Origin of the sequence: Streptomyces sp. 147326 (assembly GCF_045000215.1) — a bacterium.
Taxonomy (GTDB): Bacteria; Actinomycetota; Actinomycetes; order Streptomycetales; family Streptomycetaceae; genus Streptomyces.
Genome location: NZ_CP134201.1, coordinates 5085254 through 5102443, shown reverse-complemented (window position 1 = coordinate 5102443; position 17190 = coordinate 5085254). Strand labels below are relative to the sequence as shown.

19 protein-coding genes and 1 pseudogene are annotated in these 17190 nt (G+C 71.5%); 10 read left to right on the top strand and 10 right to left on the bottom strand.

The window, feature by feature from the left end; all coding sequences use genetic code 11:
* Positions 1-150: 150 nt before the first annotated feature.
* The 3 genes from RIU97_RS23475 to RIU97_RS23465 all read right to left on the bottom strand — a co-directional run bounded on the left by RIU97_RS23475 (position 151) and on the right by RIU97_RS23465 (position 3130).
* Positions 151-1272, bottom strand: a complete 1122-nt coding sequence (locus tag RIU97_RS23475) for an LLM class flavin-dependent oxidoreductase (protein WP_030706821.1) — start codon at positions 1270-1272, stop codon at positions 151-153.
* 114 nt (positions 1273-1386) lie between these two features.
* Complete coding sequence (locus tag RIU97_RS23470) at positions 1387-2172, bottom strand: SDR family NAD(P)-dependent oxidoreductase (RefSeq protein WP_404959551.1); 786 nt, start codon at positions 2170-2172, stop codon at positions 1387-1389.
* A 10-nt stretch (positions 2173-2182) separates the two neighbouring features.
* Positions 2183-3130: a TIGR03619 family F420-dependent LLM class oxidoreductase gene (locus RIU97_RS23465; RefSeq protein ID WP_404959550.1), complete on the bottom strand. Its 948-nt coding sequence runs from the start codon at positions 3128-3130 to the stop codon at positions 2183-2185.
* Between the two features lie 165 nt (positions 3131-3295).
* Between RIU97_RS23465 and RIU97_RS23460 the strand changes: the two are divergent.
* From RIU97_RS23460 to RIU97_RS23450, 3 genes and pseudogenes are all read left to right on the top strand, one after another.
* Positions 3296-3550 (top strand): annotated as a pseudogene (locus RIU97_RS23460) (hypothetical protein); the annotation flags it as partial.
* 34 nt (positions 3551-3584) lie between these two features.
* Positions 3585-3926 (top strand): hypothetical protein, encoded by a 342-nt coding sequence (locus RIU97_RS23455; protein WP_404962912.1) that lies wholly within the window; start codon positions 3585-3587, stop codon positions 3924-3926.
* Between the two features lie 69 nt (positions 3927-3995).
* A complete protein-coding gene (locus RIU97_RS23450; RefSeq protein WP_404959549.1) occupies positions 3996-4667 on the top strand; it encodes a hypothetical protein in 672 nt (223 codons plus the stop codon).
* Here RIU97_RS23450 and RIU97_RS23445 read toward each other — a convergent pair.
* Genes RIU97_RS23445 through RIU97_RS23435 form a run of 3 tightly spaced genes read right to left on the bottom strand, consistent with a single transcriptional unit; the run spans position 4639 to position 7444 of the window.
* The gene (locus tag RIU97_RS23445) at positions 4639-5427 is read right to left on the bottom strand and encodes a L,D-transpeptidase family protein (RefSeq protein WP_404959548.1); all 789 of its coding nucleotides are present in this window, start codon (positions 5425-5427) and stop codon (positions 4639-4641) included. The genes RIU97_RS23450 and RIU97_RS23445 overlap by 29 nt on opposite strands.
* 26 nt (positions 5428-5453) lie before the next feature.
* The gene (locus RIU97_RS23440) at positions 5454-6785 is read right to left on the bottom strand and encodes an ATP-binding protein (protein ID WP_404959547.1); all 1332 of its coding nucleotides are present in this window, start codon (positions 6783-6785) and stop codon (positions 5454-5456) included.
* Positions 6782-7444, bottom strand: a complete 663-nt coding sequence (locus tag RIU97_RS23435; protein WP_404959546.1) for a response regulator transcription factor — start codon at positions 7442-7444, stop codon at positions 6782-6784. Before RIU97_RS23435 ends, RIU97_RS23440 begins: the two co-directional genes overlap by 4 nt.
* Before the next feature lie 90 nt (positions 7445-7534).
* Between RIU97_RS23435 and RIU97_RS23430 the strand changes: the two genes are divergently transcribed.
* The 5 genes from RIU97_RS23430 to RIU97_RS23410 all read left to right on the top strand — a co-directional run bounded on the left by RIU97_RS23430 (position 7535) and on the right by RIU97_RS23410 (position 11681).
* Positions 7535-8029 carry a hypothetical protein gene (locus RIU97_RS23430; protein WP_404959545.1) on the top strand — a complete coding sequence of 165 codons (495 nt, stop codon included), beginning with the start codon at positions 7535-7537 and terminating at the stop codon, positions 8027-8029.
* Positions 8026-9144: a peptidoglycan-binding protein gene (locus RIU97_RS23425; RefSeq protein WP_404959544.1), complete on the top strand. Its 1119-nt coding sequence runs from the start codon at positions 8026-8028 to the stop codon at positions 9142-9144. The genes RIU97_RS23430 and RIU97_RS23425 overlap by 4 nt, the downstream gene beginning before the upstream one ends.
* Before the next feature lie 5 nt (positions 9145-9149).
* Positions 9150-9842, top strand: coding sequence for an ABC transporter ATP-binding protein (locus tag RIU97_RS23420; RefSeq protein WP_404962911.1), 693 nt, complete (start codon positions 9150-9152; stop codon positions 9840-9842).
* A gap of 83 nt (positions 9843-9925) precedes the next feature.
* The gene (locus RIU97_RS23415) at positions 9926-11110 is read left to right on the top strand and encodes an ABC transporter permease (RefSeq protein ID WP_404962910.1); all 1185 of its coding nucleotides are present in this window, start codon (positions 9926-9928) and stop codon (positions 11108-11110) included.
* A 127-nt stretch (positions 11111-11237) separates the two neighbouring features.
* Positions 11238-11681 (top strand): NUDIX hydrolase, encoded by a 444-nt coding sequence (locus RIU97_RS23410; RefSeq protein ID WP_383571251.1) that lies wholly within the window; start codon positions 11238-11240, stop codon positions 11679-11681.
* Between the two features lie 144 nt (positions 11682-11825).
* Here the strand turns inward: RIU97_RS23410 and RIU97_RS23405 are convergent, their stop codons facing one another.
* Positions 11826-12683 (bottom strand): trypsin-like serine protease, encoded by an 858-nt coding sequence (locus RIU97_RS23405; RefSeq protein WP_404959543.1) that lies wholly within the window; start codon positions 12681-12683, stop codon positions 11826-11828.
* Between the two features lie 81 nt (positions 12684-12764).
* Positions 12765-13256 (bottom strand): GNAT family N-acetyltransferase, encoded by a 492-nt coding sequence (locus RIU97_RS23400; RefSeq protein ID WP_404959542.1) that lies wholly within the window; start codon positions 13254-13256, stop codon positions 12765-12767.
* A gap of 106 nt (positions 13257-13362) precedes the next feature.
* Between RIU97_RS23400 and RIU97_RS23395 the strand changes: the two genes are divergently transcribed.
* Together RIU97_RS23395 and RIU97_RS23390 are read left to right on the top strand one after the other, a co-directional pair.
* Positions 13363-14715: a ricin-type beta-trefoil lectin domain protein gene (locus RIU97_RS23395; RefSeq protein WP_404959541.1), complete on the top strand. Its 1353-nt coding sequence runs from the start codon at positions 13363-13365 to the stop codon at positions 14713-14715.
* Between the two features lie 205 nt (positions 14716-14920).
* Positions 14921-15454, top strand: a complete 534-nt coding sequence (locus RIU97_RS23390) for an NUDIX hydrolase (protein WP_404959540.1) — start codon at positions 14921-14923, stop codon at positions 15452-15454.
* Here RIU97_RS23390 and RIU97_RS23385 read toward each other — a convergent pair.
* Together RIU97_RS23385 and RIU97_RS23380 are read right to left on the bottom strand one after the other, a co-directional pair.
* Complete coding sequence (locus RIU97_RS23385) at positions 15424-16068, bottom strand: hypothetical protein (RefSeq protein ID WP_404959539.1); 645 nt, start codon at positions 16066-16068, stop codon at positions 15424-15426. The genes RIU97_RS23390 and RIU97_RS23385 overlap by 31 nt on opposite strands.
* A gap of 232 nt (positions 16069-16300) precedes the next feature.
* Positions 16301-16780, bottom strand: coding sequence for a helix-turn-helix domain-containing protein (locus tag RIU97_RS23380; protein WP_404959538.1), 480 nt, complete (start codon positions 16778-16780; stop codon positions 16301-16303).
* Positions 16781-17190 lie beyond the last annotated feature (410 nt).

Genomic DNA, 17190 nt, shown 5'->3' with positions numbered 1-17190 from the left:
CTCGCCGGCGTTTGAGGCGCGGGTCCGGGGCGGAGCCACAGACCCGCGCCTCAAACGCCGGCGGGGCTGGTTTTGGCCCCGGCCGGAGGCCGCCCGGCCGGGGCCGGTGCGGGACGGCGGTCCGGGAAGACGCCGTCCCCGCTCTCCGGGTCAGACGGCCTGACGGAAGCGAGTCGTGCGGTGCACCGGGTCCGTGTCTATCTCCGGGATCACGTGCTCGCCGATGAGCTTGATCGTGGTCATCGTGTCCTCGTACGAGACCCCGGTCGGCAGACCGAAGGAGAGCTGGTCCGCGCCCGCCTGCTCCCAGCGCTTGCACTGGGCGCGGACCTCCGACGGGTCACCGCAGATGAGCAGTTCCTCCGCGATCAGCAGCTCGATGATCTCCGCGTTGTACTCCGGCAGGGTCTCCGGCCACTGCGGGATCGCCTCCGGCCGCGGGAAGGTGTCGTGGTAGCGGAAGACCAGCGACTGGAAGCGGTTCATGTTCGCGTTGACCGCGATCTCCACCGCCTTGTCGTGCGTCTCCGCACAGATCGCCGTGGACGTGACCATCACGTTGTCGTTGACGAAGGCGCCGATCGCCTTGGCCTCCCGGATCGCCGTCTTGTACTGGTCGAGGACCCACTCCATGTCCGAGACCTTCTGGACGCTGAAGCCGAGGACGCCCAGACCCTTCTTCGCCGCCATCGCGTACGAGGACGGGGACCCGGCGGCGTACCACATGGCCGGGTGCGCCTTCCCGTACGGCTTGGGGAAGATCTTCCGCGGCGGCAGCGACCAGTGCTTGCCCTGGAACCCCTCGTACTCCTCCTGGAGGAACATCTTGGGGAATTCCGCGATGGTCTCCTCCCAGATCTCCTTGGTGCCGTTCATGTCCTCGATGCCGGGAAGGAAGCCGAGGATCTCGTGGCTGCCCGCACCGCGGCCGGTGCCGAATTCGAAGCGGCCCTTGGAGAGGTGGTCGAGCATGGCGACCTTCTCGGCCACCTTGACCGGGTGGTTCACCGGGGCGAGCGGGTTGAAGATGCCGGAGCCGAGGTGGATGCGCTCGGTGGCGTGGGCGAGGTACCCGAGGAACACCTCGTTCGCCGACAGGTGCGAGTACTCCTCCAGGAAGTGGTGCTCGGAGGCCCAGGCGTACTTGAAGCCGGACTTGTCCGCCTGGATGACGTACTCGGTCTCCTCGATCAGCGCCTTGTGCTCTGCCTCGGGGTCGACCTTGGACCGCGCCTCAGGCACGTATCCCTGCACAAAGAGCCCGAATTCCAAGGGGTTCACCGTCCTTTGGTTTCTGACGTTGCGTCAGATTCGATGCCTCGACTGTTCCATCGCGGGGGCGGGAGCGTCAATACCTGACGCTCCATCAGATAGATCGGCGGGCCGCTACAGGATGCTGACGCCCGCCATCCAGCCGCCGTCGATGACGAACGGCTGGCCGGTGATGTACGAGGAGTCCTCGCCGGTCAGGAAGAGCGCCAGCTTGGCGATCTCCTCCGGCTGCCCCACCCGGCCCATCGGGACCACCCGCTTGTAGAGCTCCGCCATCGCGTCCCGGGCCTCGTCGGTCATGTTCACCGGGTCCAGCAGCCCCGGATTGGCCATCGGGGTGTCCACGGCGCCCGGGCACATCGCGTTGACCCGGATCCCCTTGGCCGCCAGCTCCAGTGCGGCCACCCGGGTGAGGCCGAGGATGGCCGCCTTGGTGGCGGCGTAGGTGCCGACGTACGCCATGCCCGTCAGGCCGGTGTACGAGGAGGTGTTGACGATGGTGCCGCCGCCGGCCGCCTCGATCTCGGGCGCCACCGTCTTGATGCCGAGGAAGGCCCCGACCTGGTTGACCTGGACCACCTGCTGGAACTCCTCCAGCGGGGTCGAGGTCAGCTCGTTGAAGCGCAGGATGCCCGCGTTGTTGACCAGGCCGTCGATCCGGCCGAAGGCCTCCTTCGCCGCGGCGACCGCGCCCGCCCAGTCCTCCTCGCGGCTCACGTCCATCCGCACGTACCGGGCCCGGTCCTCGCCTATGTCCTTGGCCACCGCCGCGCCCTGCTCGTCCAGCACGTCACCGAGGAGCACCTTGGCGCCCTCGGCGGCGAAGAGCCGGGCCTCCTGCTCGCCCTGGCCGCGTGCCGCGCCGGTGATGATGACGACGCGCCCGTCCAGCTTGCCCATGCCCGTGCTCCTAGTCGTTGAGGTGCGGCGCGACGTCGGCGCCGAAAGCGGTGATCTGGTCGACGAGTTCGGCCCGGTCGCGGCTGCGGAAGCGGACCTGGATCTGGTCCACGCCGAGCGCCTTGTACTCCCGCAGGGACTCCGCGAGCACCTCCGCCTTGCCGGTGAGGGCCCGGCGGCCGGTGTCCCAGCCGGGCTCGCCCACGTACAGCGCCTCGGTGATCGCGCCGATCTCGCAGGGGCCGGCGATCCCGGCCCCGGCGCGCAGTTCCCTGATGCGGGCGATCTGCGCGGGGAGCTTGTCGCGCGGGTCCCCCTGCGGGAGCCAGCCGTCCCCGCGGACCGCGGCCCTGCGGACGGCGGCGGGCGAGGACCCGCCGACCCAGACGGGGATCCGCTCCTGCGCGGGCCGGGGCAGCTGGCCGAGATCCTTGAAGGCGAACAGCTCGCCCTCGAACTCCGGGTACTCCTCGGGCCCCAGCGCCGCCCCCAGCGCGTCCAGGGTCTCGTCGAGGACGGCCCCGCGGCGGGCGAAGTCCACGCCGAGGATCTCGAACTCCTCCTGGACGTGCCCCGCGCCGACGCCGAGGATCAGCCGGCCGCCGGAGAGGTGGTCGAGGGTGGCGTACTGCTTGGCGCTGATCAGCGGGTGGCGCAGGCCGAGGATCGCGACGTGGCTGAGGAGCCGGACGTTCTCGGTGACGCCGGCGAGGAAGGACAGGGTGGCCACGGGGTCGTACCAGACGGTGCTCATGGGGCCGGCGAGCCGGCGCGGGACGGCCACGTGGTCGCAGGTGGCCACGTACCCGAAGCCGGCCCGGTCGGCGGCCCGTGCCACCTCGGCGAGATCCGCGGCGGTGGCCGACGCCTCCCAGGGCTCGGCGTAGATGGTGCTCTGCGACTGGATCGGGAGCTGCATCCCGTAGACCAGCCGACCTTCCGGAAATACGCGCGCCATGGCGGGCCCGCCTCGCCTTCGTCTGCCGATTCGTCCTATCGGTGCCGGGCCATCGTCGTAGCTGACGGTCCGTCAGGCAAGAGGGAGGGCCGGACCTCGCAGGCCCCGGACGTTGCGGGTACGGGTGCGTACCCGTACCCGTGCACTAGGGGAAGGAGCACGCTCATGGCCGACGCCAACATCCGCATCCCCGAGGAAGCCAAGGACAGACTCGCCGCCATAGCCGCCGCCGAGGGGCTGTCCCTGCGCGCCTATCTGGCCCGTCTCGCCGAGACGCTGCTCACGCCGGCCGAGCGGGCCGAGCGGGCCGAGCGCGCCCGCGCCGCACTGCAGGACTGGAACGGCTACGCCCCGACCGTGTCCGAACAGCAGGACCTGGACAGCGAGTTGGACCGGCGCCTGGCGGGGGCGAGGGGCCGTGACGGAAACGCACATCGTGCTGGACGAGACGGCGATGGTGGCAGCAGGACAGGGCAACGTCCTCGCTTCCCGCCTCATCCACCGCGCGCACGCCGAGGCCGGCTGGTACCTCTACGCACCCTCGTGCGCCCTGGTCGAGGCCGACCGCGCCCGGCCCGGCACGGCGGAGCACCTCGCCGCCCTGCCGGGCCTCACCGTCCTCGACCTGGATCTGCCCGCCGCACTGGCGCTCGCACGCCGGGAGACCTGGGCCGCGGCGCACACCCAGTACGCGGCCCAGCCCACGCCCGAACGGCACGAAGGGGCGATCATCGCCACCACCCTCCCCAAGCGGTGGGAGGGCGAGCCGGTCCGCGTCCTGGAGCTGGGTGTCTGACCGGCCCGGGGTCAGAAGCCTTCGACACCCACTGGTTCGAGAGCTGCGAGACGCCCTAAGGTGCGGCGGATGGACCTGATGCTCACGCTGGTCAGCGGGATCGCCTGGACGGTCGTGTACGTGGAGGCGATCCGCGTCGGGCTGCGGGACCGGACGTACGCGATGCCCGTCGCCGCGCTCGCGCTGAACTTCGCCTGGGAGGCGACCTACGCCGTCCACGGGTTCACGGCCGGACTCTCCGCGCAGGGCGTGGTGAACGTGGTGTGGGCGGCGGCCGACGTGGTGATCGTCTACACCTACCTGCGGTTCGGCCGGGCCGAGCTGCCGGACTTCGTGACCCGGCCGCTCTTCGCCACCTGGTCCGTTCTGGTGTTCGGTACCGGCTTCGCCGTGCAGTGGCTGTTCCTCGCGCACTTCGGGGTGCACGACGCGACCCGGTACTCGGCCTTCCTGCAGAACCTGCTGATGTCCGGCCTGTTCATCGCCCTGTACGCCGCCCGGCAGGGGCCGCGCGGGCAGTCCCTGACCATCGCCGTCGCCAAGTGGCTGGGGACGCTGGCCCCGACCCTGCTGTTCGGGGTGGTGGAGGGCTCCCCGTTCATCCTCGGGCTGGGGATCCTGTGCAGCGTCTTCGACCTCGCCTACATCGGGCTGCTGCTCCGGCCGCGGCCCGGCGGCGGGCCCGGGAACCGGAACCAGGTCCGGCCCGGGGTCAGAAGCCTTCCGGACCCATCACGATGACCGGCTTCGCCGCCGGGTCGAGGGTCTCCAGGACCTTCTTCATGGCCTCCTTCGGGATGCCGACGCAGCCCTGCGAGGGGCCGTCGTGGTCCACGTGGAGCCAGATGTTGCCGCCCTTGTCCTCCCCTTCCGGCATGACCGGGTCCAGCGGGGACCTGCCCGGCCTGCGGTTGAAGTCGATGGCGACGACGTAGTCGAAGGAGCCCGCCAGGGACTCGCCGTTCACCCCGCGGCCCGAGGCGACGAAGCCCTTGTTCTTGTCGTACGGGAGCCGGGTGCCCGGCGGCTTCGGCAGCAGGCCGCCCGCGTCGGTGAGCGCGAAGACACCCTGCGGGGAGGTCAGGTCCCCGTACGTGCGCTCCGCGGACCAGCCCTTGGCCCCGTTGCGCGCCGGCCAGCTCTCGGCCTGCACCCAGTCGGCGCCGGCGGCCGGGCGGGTGTAGAGCGCGGCGGTGGACTCCGAGGAGTCGCCGGCCTTGCCGGTGACCAGGATCAGCTGGCGGGACTCGGCCGGGATCCGGGCCCGGGTCTGCTCGCTGATGCCGGTCAGGCCCTGCAGGGCGGACCGCTGGACGTCACGGGCGGCGCGCTCCGCGGCCTGCGGGCGGGCGTCCGTGCGCACCTGCGGCGCGGCGCCGGCGGCCCCGCCCGGGTCCTGGGCGAGGTACACGAAGCCGACCGCGAAGGTCGCGAGGCCGAGGGTGGCGGCCAGGGCCAGACGGCGGGGCGTGCGGGAGCGGGCTCGGGCGTGCTTGCTCATTAAACCGACCGTACAGCAGGCGGTCTTCAGAGGCGGTGTGCCTGCGGTGTGCGCGTCCCGCCGGACACCGGGAAGCGCACACGGACCGTCAGACCGCCGTCCGGGCCCGGATTGGCCTCGGCCACCAGCTCCGCCCCGTGCGCCCGCACGATCGACGCGACGATCGAGAGACCCAACCCGGCGCCCTCACCTGCGGTGTGCTGCCGCTCGGCGCGCCTGCGGAAGGGCTCCAGGAGGCCCGGCACATCGGCCGGACCTATCACCGGACCCGTGTTCGAGACCGTCAGTTCCCCTTCTGCGGAGGTCGCCACGGTCATCCGGCCGCCGTCCCGGTTGTGACGTACCGCATTGATCAGCAGGTTCCGCAGGAGGTGGCCGAGCAGCACCCGGTCGCCCGTCACGGTCAGCGGCGCCAGGGTCCGTACGACGGTCAGCCCCTGCTGCGGGCAGGCCGCCAGCTCGGCCGCCGCGAGCGCCGCCAGGTCCACCGGCCCGGTCGCCTCCAGCCCCTGCTCCGACACGGCGAGCAGCAGCAGCGACTCGATGAGGTGCTCGCTGGAGTCCGCGACGCCGATGAGCTTCGCGCGGATCCGGGCGACCTTCTCCGGCGACGGGTCCCCGGCCAGCCCGATCTCGGCGGCCGCCCGCTGCACGGCCAGCGGGGTGCGCAGTTCGTGCGCCGCCTTGGCGGCGAACCGCCGTTGGGCGGAGACCAGATGCTCCATCCGCCCCAGCATCGCGTCGAAGGTGTCGGCCAGCTCCTTGAGCTCGCCGGGCGGGGCGTCGAGGGAGATCCGCTCGTCGAGGTTCTCCCCGGACAGGCGGCGAGCGGTCTCGGTGATCACGCCGACGGGGCGCAGCACCCGGCCGGCCATCCACCAGGCGAGCCAGATCGACAGCACGGCGAAGACGGCCAGGGCGAGGAGGGAGTACATCAGCAGCCGGTGCCGGGTGGCGTCGGTGACGGCGTCCGAGAGGTTCTGGGTGAACGCGTAGCCCTTGAGCTCCTCGGGGGTGAGCGGCTCGCCCGAGGGCCGCCGCTGCGCCGGTTCCCAGCTGCGGCCGACGTCGGCCCGCGGGCCGGGCGTGGCGGTGCCGGGCGTGGCCCCGGGTGAGGTCCCGGGCGAGGGGAGGACGTAGGCCGGGCTGACCGTGCGGACGGCCCCGCTGACGCTCGCGTAGAGGCCCTGGCCGACCAGGACGTAGACCAGCGCGACCAGTCCGCCGCCCGCGAGGAGCAGCAGCGAGCCGTAGAGGGCGGTGAGACGGCCGCGCTCGGTGCGCAGCACTCTCCCGGCCCGGCGGCGGGCCGGGAGGCGAAGGGTCTTCGGCCGGCGCGGCTTCGGGCGGCGCGTCACGGCGCGGCGATCCGGTAGCCGGCGCCCGGCACCGTCTCGATCAGCGGCGGCTCGCCCAGCTTGGCGCGGAGCTTGCTGAGGGCGACGCGGACGGCATTGGTGGAGTAGCTGGTGTCCTCCTCCCACACCTGCTCGATCAGGTCGTCGTTGCTGACGACGGCGCCCTCGGCGCGCAGCAGGGCCTCCAGTACGGCGAACTCCTTGCGGGACAGCGCGAGCCGGTGCCCGTCGCGGGTGGCGCTGCGCCGGGCGGTGTCGACGGCGATCCCGGCGCGCTCCAGTACGGGCGGCAGGGCGGGGCGGGCGCGCCGGCCGAGGGCCAGGACGCGGGCGAGGAGCTCGTCGTAGGCGAAGGGTTTGGTGAGGTAGTCGTCGGCGCCGAGCCCGAGGCCCTCCACGCGGTCCCGTACGGTCCCGGAGGCGGTCAGCATCAGGACGCGGGTCAGCAGCCGCTCGCGCACGACCTGCCGGCAGACCTCGTCGCCGTGCAGGCCGGGCAGGTCGCGGTCCAGGACCATGACGTCGTACTCGCCCAGGCGCAGGCGCCGCAGGGCCTCCGGGCCGTCGCTCGCCTCGTCGACGGCGAGCGCGTCGCGGCGCAGCCCCTCGGCGATCATCTCCCGGAGGAATTCCTCGTCCTCCACCACCAGTACGCGCATGACGTCCTCTTTACCGGAGAACCGCATTTCGCCGTTGTAAGCAGGGTGCGAGAGGGAAGCGAAAGGCCCTTTCACCGCAGGCTCGGGCCCATGAAGCGATCCCTGATCATGACCACGGCCGCGGTCGTCACCGGGCTGACCCTGTTCGCCACCGCCTGCGCGAACGACTCGTCGCCGGGGAAGAACGACGCCTCCGGAGGCGGTGGCGGCGGGAACGGCAGCGGCGCCGGCGCGGACGCCGACCGGGCCGTGAAGATGCGCCAGTGCCTGCGCGACCACGGCATAGACGTGCCCGACCCCGAGCCCGGCCAGGACCCGCGCGGGATGACGCTCGGCGGGGGCGCCGACCCGCAGAAGATGCAGGAGGCCATGAAGGCCTGCGGGATGGGCGGCCCGGGGTCGGGCAAGGAGCCCACCCAGGAGGAGAAGGACCAGGAGCTCAAGTGGATCCGGTGCATGCGCGAGAACGGGGTCGCCCTCAAGGACCCTGAGTACAACGGCGGCATGAAGAGCGCCACCGAGATCCCCAAGGGTCAGGAGAAGGCCTTCGAGGACGCCCAGAAGAAGTGCGAAACGGCCCGATGAGGAAGCGCGTCAAGTGGCTGCTGGGGTCACTGGCCGCCGTCCTTGCCGTCTCGGGCGGCGGCTACGCCGTGATCGCCCATCCGCAGCGCGGCGCCGGCGGGCAGGAACAGCGCGAGGCCGGCGGCCTGCCGCCGGCCACGGCGCCGGTGCAGCGCGGCGACCTCAGCTCGGGCCTGCAGGTGGAGGGCACCCTCGGCTACGCGCAGGAGCGCAAGCTGAACGCGGGCGGGCCGGGCGTGCTGACGTGGGTCGCCGCCGAGGGCTCGGCGGTCGAGCGGGACGGGAAGCTGTACGAGGTCAACGGCAGGGCGGTGCGGCTCATGTACGGGTCCACGCCGATGTACCGGCCGCTGAAGAGCGGCGACAAGGGCGAGGACGTCAAGCAGCTCAAGCGGAACCTGCAGGCGCTGGGGTACGGGACCGGGCTCGACCCGGAGGACGGCGTCTTCACGGCGGGCACGGCGACGGCGGTCAAGCGGTGGCAGAAGGCGCACAAGGCGGCGGAGACGGGCGAGGTCGGCAAGGAGGACATCGCCTTCGCGTCGGGGCCGCAGCGGGTGCGCAAGAGCGACTCGGCGGTCGGTGACGAGCCGGGGCCCGGCAAGCCGGTGCTGACGGTGACGGGCACCGAGCGGATCGTCCGCTTCCAGATCGATGCGGCCAAGGCGGGAGCGGCGAAGGCCGGCGACCCGGTGACCGTACGGCTGCCCGGGGGTGTCACCGCCACCGGGAAGATCGACTCCGTGGGCGGGACGGCCGCTCCGGACGACAAGAACGGCGGCGCGGGCGGTGGCGGTGGCGGTGGGGGTGGGGGTGGCGGCGATCAGAAGGCCAAGGTCGAGGTGTCCGTCACCTTCGACAAGCCCGCCGAGGTCAACGCCCCCGACCAGTCCCCGGTGACCGTCGGCCTCACCGGCGAGACCCGCAAGGGCGTGCTCTCCGTACCGGTCAACGCACTGCTCGCCCTCGCGGGCGGCGGCTTCGGCGTCCAGGTCGTGGAGGACGGCCGGGCCCGCGAGGTCCAGGTCGAGCTGGGCATGTTCGGCAACGGCCGGGTCGAGGTGACCGGCGGCGCCCTCGAGGAGGGCATGCAGGTGGGGATCCCGACGCTGTGACGCACCTGGAGACAGTGGTGGAGCTGACCGGGGTCACCAAGGAGTACCCCGGCGGGGTCACCGCCCTGCGCGCGGTCGACCTCACCGTCACCGCCGGCGAACTCCTCGCCATCGTCGGCCCGTCGGGCTCCGGCAAGTCCACCCTGCTGCACATCGTCGGCACCCTGGACCGCCCGACGGCGGGCGGCGTACGGATCGCCGGGCACGACATCGCGGCCCTCTCGGACCGTTCGCTGTCGGCGCTGCGGTCCCGGCACGTCGGCTTCGTCTTCCAGTCCTTCCACCTGGTGCCGGGCATCAGCGCCCGGGCCAACGTCGCCGAAGGGCTGCTCTACAGCGGCCTCTCGCGCGCCGAGCGCGGCCGCCGGGCGGCGCAGGCCCTGGAGCGGGTCGGCCTCGGGGACCGGATGGACCACCGGCCGCACGAGCTGTCCGGCGGGCAGAAGCAGCGCGTCGCCATCGCCCGGGCGGTGGCGGGCGCACCGGACCTGCTGCTGGCCGACGAGCCCACGGGCGCGCTGGACACGGCGTCCGGGGAATCGGTGATGGAGCTGCTGCACGAGCTGAACCGGGACGGGGCCACCATCGCCGTGATCACCCACGACAGCGAGATCGCGGCGAGCCTGCCGCGGCAGGTGCGGATCCGCGACGGGGAGATCGTGGCGGACGTACGGAGCCGGGCGGGGGTGGTGGCGTGAGGGGCCGTACGAGGACACGTACGGGCGCGGAGACGGGTGCAGGTACCGGCGTCGGCGCCGGCAGGGGCAGGCGGGCCCGGAAGCTGACCCCGCCGAGGCTCTCCCCGCGGGACGTCCTGCACGTCGGATCGGCGGGCCTGCGCTCGCGGCCGATGCGGGTGTTCCTGTCCGCGCTCGGCATCGCCATCGGCATCGCGACGATGATCGCGGTGGTCGGGATCTCCTCCTCCAGCCAGGCCAAGCTGCTGCGCGAACTCGACGCGCTCGGCACGAACATGCTGGTCGCGACGCCCGGCAAGGGGATGTTCAGCGGCCAGGACACCAAGCTGCCCAAGGACGCCCCCGGCATGGTCTCCCGGATCGCGGGGGTCGAGTCGGTGGGCACCACCGGTGACGTGGCCGAGTCCGTACGCCGCTCGGAGAACATCCCGAAGGAGGAGACGGGCGGGGTCGTGCTCAAGGCGGCCAAGGACGACCTGCTGGGCACCCTGCGCGCAGGGATGGCCGACGGCACCTGGCCCAACGGGGCCACCGGCCGCTACCCCTCGGTGGTGCTCGGGCACGTCTCCGCGCGCCGCCTCGGCATCACCGGACCGGGCCAGCAGGTCTTCATCGGCGGCCGGTACTTCACGGTGATCGGCATCCTGAAGCCGATCCCGCTGGCCCCCGAGATCGAGCGCTCCGCGCTGATCGGCTGGGACGCGGCCGAGCGGCTGCTGGGCTTCGACGGCCATCCGACGGCCGTGTACGAACGGTCGGCGGACGACCGGGTGGCGGCGGTCAGGAAGCTCATCGCCCAGACGGCCAACCCGCAGACGCCGAGCGCGGTCGCGGTCACCGACCCCTCGGCGGCGCTGCAGGCGAAGGCGGCCACGGAGGGCGCGTTCAGCACGCTGCTGCTGGGACTGGGCGGGATCGCCCTGCTGGTGGGCGGGGTCGGCGTCGCCAACACCATGATCATCTCGGTGCTGGAGCGGCGCCACGAGATCGGCCTGCGCCGGTCCCTGGGCGGGACGAAGGGGCAGATCCGGATCCAGTTCGTGACGGAGTCCCTGCTGCTGTCCGGCCTCGGCGGGCTGGCCGGCATCGTCCTCGGCGGCGCGGCCACGGCGGTCTACGCCCGCGCCGGCGACCTGCCCTGGGTGGTCCCGCTCTGGGCGGTGACCGGCGGCTTCGCCTCCACCCTGGCGATCGGCACCCTGGCCGGCCTCTACCCCGCGGTGCGGGCGGCCCGCCTGTCGCCGACGCTGGCGCTGGCGGCGGCGTAGGGCGAGCGGGGCCGGGTGGGGGGCCGGTGGGGAGCCACGGCCCGGGGGACGGGTGGCGGAGGAGCGGGCGAAAGACGGTGAGGCCGAGCCCGTCCCCCGGAGCCGATCACCGACGTACCCTGAGTCGATGAGGCGAACTCCACGTCACGCGGCGCGCGTTGTCATCCTGTCCCCGGCCGGATCGGTGTTCCTCTTCCGCGAGGACAACGTGGAGGTCGGCATCCACTGGCTGCCGCCCGGCGGCGGCATCGATCCCGGCGAGAGCCCCGAGGAGTGCGTGCGGCGCGAGCTGCGCGAGGAGACCGGCTGGACGGACCTGGAGCCGGAACGGCTGCTGTGCACCTGGGAGCACGACTTCACCCACCAGGGCATCCCGGTCCGCCAGCACGAGCACATCTACCTCGCCCGCGGACCTCACCGCGAACCGGTGCTGGAGGCTCCGGGAATCCACTGGCAGTGGCTCCCCGCGGACCGCCTGGCCACCCTGGGCGAACCCCTGTGGCCCCCGCGCCTCCCGGACCTCCTGGCGAACGCCCCGGCGGAACCGGTCCACCTGGGCCTGCTGGCCTGACCGGCGGCGTCAGCCGGTACCGGCCGGCCCGGCGTGCGCGGTGTGCTCGGTGTCGAGCTGGTGGTCGGCCCAGATGTAGCTCTCCGGAAGCAGCCCGGTGAGGGGCACGATCCGGGCTGCGTGGTCGTCTCCTCCGCCTTCGTCCTAGCGGGCGGCCGGGGCCTTGGCCGTGGCCTTCCCGTACAGCGAGGCCGCGTATTCGCCGAGGACCGTGCTGGTCGACACGTCGTCGGTGTCGCCGCCCGTGAGGATGCCGATGACCTTGCCGTCGCGGGCGATCCACGCGCTGCCGCTCGTACCGCCGGGGAAGTCGGCGCAGTCGAAGCGCTGTTGGGTCGGGCTCTCGCGGACGGCGACCGCCGTGCAGGTACGGGGGATCTTGCGGTCGGCGGGATAGCCGGTGACCGTGACCTCCTCGCCCGCGCGCCCGCTGGTGTCGAGCACGGCCGCGCCGGTCACGTCCTCGATGGTGCGGCCCTTGGCGTCGGGGGCGAGGCGGGCGAAGGCGAGGTCGTAGTCGTCGTCCGTACCCTCGGCCCAGCGGTCGTCCTCGAAGACCTCCTCGATCTTCCAGGTGCCGTACGGGGCCATGCCGTTCGCGTACGCAGGTGCGAAGACGGCGGTTCCGTCGCCCTGGTCGCCCTCGAGCAGACAGTGTCCGGCAGTGATGATCATGTTCCGGCCGGGGCTGTGCACCACGGTGGCCGTACAGAAGTGATCACTGTCCAGGCCGTCCGTGAACAGGGCCCCGGTGAAGGCCGCGGGACCACCGGGCGGGGGCGTGACGGCAGGCGGCAGGGTGGTTCCGGGCGGGGTCGAAAGCTGGGGCTTCGCCGCTTGCGATCGCGATGTGGCCGTCGGCGACGCCGTCGGCCCGGCCTTCGCGCGCACGGGCGCGGCCCCCTCGGGCGGCGGCACAAGCTCGGCCACCGCGGCGGAAGCCCCCAGAGCCGCCACCGCACACAGCACCGCCGTCACGACGGTCCGCTTGTCCACCGGCATGATGATCCTTCCGATTTGCCCTGGCGAAGCATGCCTTGGGGGCAGGGCCGGGTGCAAGGGGCGGGTGCAAGGGCGGGGCGGTCAGGCGGGCGTGCGCAGGTCGCACAGAAAGCGCAGGCCGGGGCGGCCGTCGAGCTGGATTCCGCCCGTGGGCACGAAGCCCGTGCGGGCCAGTACGGCCCGGGAACCGGGGTTGTCGAGCGTCGTGACCGCCCGCAGCGCGGTCAGGCCGTACTCCGTGACCGCGAGGCCACACGCCTCGCGCACGGCCGCCGTGGCCAGGCCCCGCCCGGCGGCCTTCTCGGCGATCCGGTAACCGAGCTCGGCCGAACCCTGCGCCACGTCGACGAGGTTGACCCGCCCCACCACCTCGCCGCCGTCCTCCACCAGGACGTGGAAGTGGCACAGCCCCGCGTCCTGCTCGGCCATCAGCGCCCGGTGCCGCTCGTCGAACTGGGCGAAGTACTGATCGCCGCGGTCGGGAACGGATGCCGCGAAGTACTCCCGGTTCTCCCGCTCGAACTCGAACAGGGCCGGAGCGTGGTCGAAGCGCAGGGGCTGGAGTCGGGGCATGCCCCGATGCTAGCCGTACCACCAACTGCGCCGTTTGCACGGGCATTTGGCTGCTTGATCTAATCATCGCTCCGATACCTGATGAGAGGGCGACGAACACTTGCGATTGACAGGCAAGCACCGGATATCCATGGTGGCCGCGGCGGCCGCGGTGGCGATCGTGGGAAGTCTGCAGCTCTCCTCCACCGCGTTCGGCACCGAGGACACCGGCGAGACGGCACCGCCCACGGCCGGGGCACCGGATTCCCACTCCATCGACTCCCTCGACTCCCCCGACTCCCACGCGGAGGACTCCGCCACCCACGGCTCCGACGGCACCGTCTTCAAGGACGGCGTCATGTCGCTCGGCGCGGAGGCGCCGAAGGCCGCCCCGAGGTCGGCCGCGTCGGGCGCAGCGGCCGCGGCGGCCGCTCCCGCACCGCCGTCGGGCGAAGGGTGGAAGCTGAGCGGCGCCACCAAGTGGCTGCAGACCGGCTACACGATCAAGTTCTACGACCAGAAGTCCGCCGACTGGCTGGCCCCGTACGCGCAGGCCTCCGCCGCGGACCTGCGCCGCATCACGAACCTGCCGGTCACCGTCGACACCACTCCGGTCGGCTGGGACTACGTCCGCCCCAAGGGCGAGGTGATCGTCGGCGTCGCGCACCGCCCGTGCGTGCCCCCCGCCGGTGAGGGCAGCATGGGCAGCACGGGCTGGAAGGTGGTCCGCGACGGCTCGGGCACCGCCAACCTCAGCTGCGGCTTCACCACCTCGTCCGTGGCCGAGACCGTGACCAGCGGCCACGCGTACATAGACGACGAGTTCTTCACGCCGGCCGGCAAGCCGACCGCCGCCATGGGCGAGACGTACATGCGCAACCACGTCAGCCACGAGCTCGGGCACACGCTGGGCCTGACGCACGCCAACCGCAGCCTGAACAAGAGCGACTGCGTGAAGGGCACCGACTCGGGCCAGTTCCCGGTCATGTGCTCGCCCACGTACGCGTACCAGGACAAGCGGGCGGGCAACTACGTCCAGCAGTTCGACGTCCAGGGCCTGCGCCGCCTCGCGGCCGGCGCCGGCGCCGCGCTGTCCCCGCAGGGCCGGGTGACCGGGATCGGTTCCAAGTGCCTGGACGTCAAGGGCGGCAAGGCGGCGAACGGGACGCAGATCCAGCTCTACGCGTGCAACGGCTCCGCCGCGCAGTCGTGGATCCTGGGCAAGGACGGCACGTTCCGCGCCTTCGGCAAGTGCCTGGACGACGCGCGCAACGCGAGCACCAACGGCAACAAGATCAGTCTCCACGACTGCAACGGCACGGCGGCCCAGCGCTGGTCCGTCAACGCCAAGGGCCAGATCGTCCACGTGGCGTCCGGCAAGGTCCTCGACGCGACCGGCGGCGCGACCGCCAACGGCACCGTGGTCCAGCTCTACACGGCGAACACGAACAAGCGCCAGGTGTGGGTCACCCCGAAGTAGCCCGCCCCGCACCGACCCGACAGGCCGCCCCGGATCACCGCGGGCGGCCTGTCTTCACATCCACCACCGTCGCGACCTGGCCGATCCCTTGGGGGCAGAGCTGCAGGGAGTCCGTATTCGTCACTGTGACGTGAATTTGCCTGAACCTGGCTGTAGTTCAGCCTCGCTCTGCCATGCTGGAAGCCGATCGAGAGGGGCCGCAGCGATGCAGTGGAAGATCCACGGGGAACGTCCGATCTACGAGAACCCATGGGTGAACTTGTGGCTCACCGACGTCGAGACGCCAGACGGGCACCGCTGGGAACACCACGTCGTCAAGCTCCGCCACCTGGCTGTGGCTGCTGTCGTCAACGACCGTCAAGAGGTCCTGATGATGTGGCGCCACCGCTTCATCACGGACGCGTGGGCCTGGGAACTGCCTATGGGCCTGGTGGAGGCGGACGAGACCCCCGGCGAGGCTGCCGCCCGTGAAGTCCTCGAAGAGACCGGCTGGCGTCCGGGCCCGATGAAGCCGCTGGTCTACGCCGAACCGGCGAACGGCATCACGGACTCCCAGCACCACCTGTTCCGCGCCGACGGCGCCACGTACGACGGCCCGCCGACCGAGAAGAATGAGTCGGACCGGATCGAGTGGATTCCCCTGGCGAATATCCGGGGCATGATCGACCGCCGCGAGATCGTCAGCAGCGGCTCCCTTGTCGGGCTCCTCTACGTCCTGATGGACGAAGGGGTTCGCTGACCCGGCGGGCGAAGCATTCCCCGTAGACGTGCCTCGAAGGCAACCGCGGCCGGCACCTCGCGATACGGCGCAAGCTGCTCATAGAACTCGCGAAGGTGCCCGGCCACCCGCTCGGACGACACCGCTGCGGCGGGCACAAGCGCCTCCATCGCCGTGTGGCAAGCCTGGTCGAGCTTGCCCCGCTGGAGCTGCGTACGGGCCAGCCAGAAGGCGTGGAACGCCCGGCCCCGCTGGTTCGCGGGGTCCTCCCGCTCCAATGCATCCGCGATCAGCGGTTCGGCAATCGCCGCCTCGCCGAGGCGGCCGTGCGCAATTCCCGTGTCCACGATGAGCTTCGGCTCATCGAAGTACGTCACCCATGCCGGGTCCGGATCGCCCTCGTGGATGTGCTCGAACTGACTGTGAGCCTCGGAGATCGCGGTATGTGTCTCCCTACGGTCCCTCAAGGTGGCGTGGGCGAAGGCTTCGCGCATGGCCAGCATCGCCCGCACCCTCGGCGTCGTCCCGCTGGCGGCACGGGCCTGGTCCTGGGCAGCAGACACCAGGGCAAGCGCGTCCGCCGGCTTGTCCTGGTAGGTCGCTTGCAGGCTCATGCAGGCCAGCACGTTGGCCATGAAGGGATGGTCGTCAATCTCCCTGGCCAGTTGCAAAGCTTCCGAGAAGTAGGCGCGAGCTTGGTGGTACTGCCGAGCATCGAAGTACGTCCAGCCCGTCAGCCGCGCCAGCTCCGCCGCGACGCCGTACAGGCCGTTCTGTATCGGTGTTGGCCGCTGATCCTTCAGCAGTCCTTCGACGTATCGAAGCTGGCCGATGACGGCCGGTCGAAGGGCCTCCCCTCCGTGTTCGTCATCGCGTCGCCAGTAGTCCTCGATCGAGGATCGGAGCGCCTGGAGAGTGGAGGCTCGGATTGGTCCCGGCAGCCATGGCGAGGATGCTGTCCACCTCCACCCCGGGTAAGGCCGCAAGCGGCCTGGGCTCAACGGGCAAGTGAACGAACTCCAATGGCTCCTGCTCGGACACCACGAGCGCCGCCGACGTTTCCCACTGTCGTCGGGCAAGCCCGAGCATGTGTCCTGGGATGCGCAAGCCGTCGGCAATCCGCTCGATCACGTCCATGTGGAGGAGCTGCCGCTGGCCCGCGATTACCTCACCGACCCGGCTCGGCGTCAGCTCACACAGGCGCGCGATCATCGACGGGTACATGCCTGCCCGAGTCTTGACCAGGCGGAAGATCCGCGCGAAGTCGCGTACGTGGCACGCGTCGGTCATCTCGGGATCGATGAGCAGACTTGCCGGTAGTTCCTTCGTTCGACGTGATTCGGGCATCGGGCACGCTCCGGAGGAAGACTACGGATCGCTTCAAGGTCTCAACCGACTGTGATATTAACCAAGTTGGGTAATCCGCTGGGCCTTTCTGGCCCGTCGTCCTGATCGCGATGCTTTGGGACATGGCGAAGCGACCGAGGATGACCGCCTTGAACGATTCGGCGGGTACTCCCGACACAGAGCGAACGACTCTAGCGAAATCCCCTGGCCTGGGCGTAGAAACCCGCGTCCTGATGAGCATCCGGGTATCGCGGGACTCGGGCCGGACGTGGTCGCCGAGCACGCGGGTCCTGGAAAGCGACCCGTACGACATCCTCTTCAACCCCGGCCGCTACCCCCCGTGCGAGTGCCCCCGCTGTGACGGTACGTCGTCGTCGGCCCATGGCATTCGGCCAGCATCCATCGCTCCG

Bases quoted from the DNA above. Each gene is read 5' to 3' on its own strand.
- RIU97_RS23470 (WP_404959551.1), bottom strand. From the start codon at position 2,172: ATGGGCAAGCTGGACGGGCGCGTCGTCATCATCACCGGCGCGGCACGC.
- RIU97_RS23465 (WP_404959550.1), bottom strand. From the start codon at position 3,130: ATGGCGCGCGTATTTCCGGAAGGTCGGCTGGTCTACGGGATGCAGCTC.
- RIU97_RS23455 (WP_404962912.1), top strand. From the start codon at position 3,585: ATGGTGGCAGCAGGACAGGGCAACGTCCTCGCTTCCCGCCTCATCCAC.
- RIU97_RS23450 (WP_404959549.1), top strand. From the start codon at position 3,996: ATGGACCTGATGCTCACGCTGGTCAGCGGGATCGCCTGGACGGTCGTG.
- RIU97_RS23445 (WP_404959548.1), bottom strand. From the start codon at position 5,427: ATGAGCAAGCACGCCCGAGCCCGCTCCCGCACGCCCCGCCGTCTGGCC.
- RIU97_RS23435 (WP_404959546.1), bottom strand. From the start codon at position 7,444: ATGCGCGTACTGGTGGTGGAGGACGAGGAATTCCTCCGGGAGATGATC.
- RIU97_RS23430 (WP_404959545.1), top strand. From the start codon at position 7,535: ATGAAGCGATCCCTGATCATGACCACGGCCGCGGTCGTCACCGGGCTG.
- RIU97_RS23425 (WP_404959544.1), top strand. From the start codon at position 8,026: ATGAGGAAGCGCGTCAAGTGGCTGCTGGGGTCACTGGCCGCCGTCCTT.
- RIU97_RS23410 (WP_383571251.1), top strand. From the start codon at position 11,238: ATGAGGCGAACTCCACGTCACGCGGCGCGCGTTGTCATCCTGTCCCCG.
- RIU97_RS23405 (WP_404959543.1), bottom strand. From the start codon at position 12,683: ATGCCGGTGGACAAGCGGACCGTCGTGACGGCGGTGCTGTGTGCGGTG.
- RIU97_RS23400 (WP_404959542.1), bottom strand. From the start codon at position 13,256: ATGCCCCGACTCCAGCCCCTGCGCTTCGACCACGCTCCGGCCCTGTTC.
- RIU97_RS23390 (WP_404959540.1), top strand. From the start codon at position 14,921: ATGCAGTGGAAGATCCACGGGGAACGTCCGATCTACGAGAACCCATGG.
- RIU97_RS23385 (WP_404959539.1), bottom strand. From the start codon at position 16,068: ATGGCCAACGTGCTGGCCTGCATGAGCCTGCAAGCGACCTACCAGGAC.
- RIU97_RS23380 (WP_404959538.1), bottom strand. From the start codon at position 16,780: ATGCCCGAATCACGTCGAACGAAGGAACTACCGGCAAGTCTGCTCATC.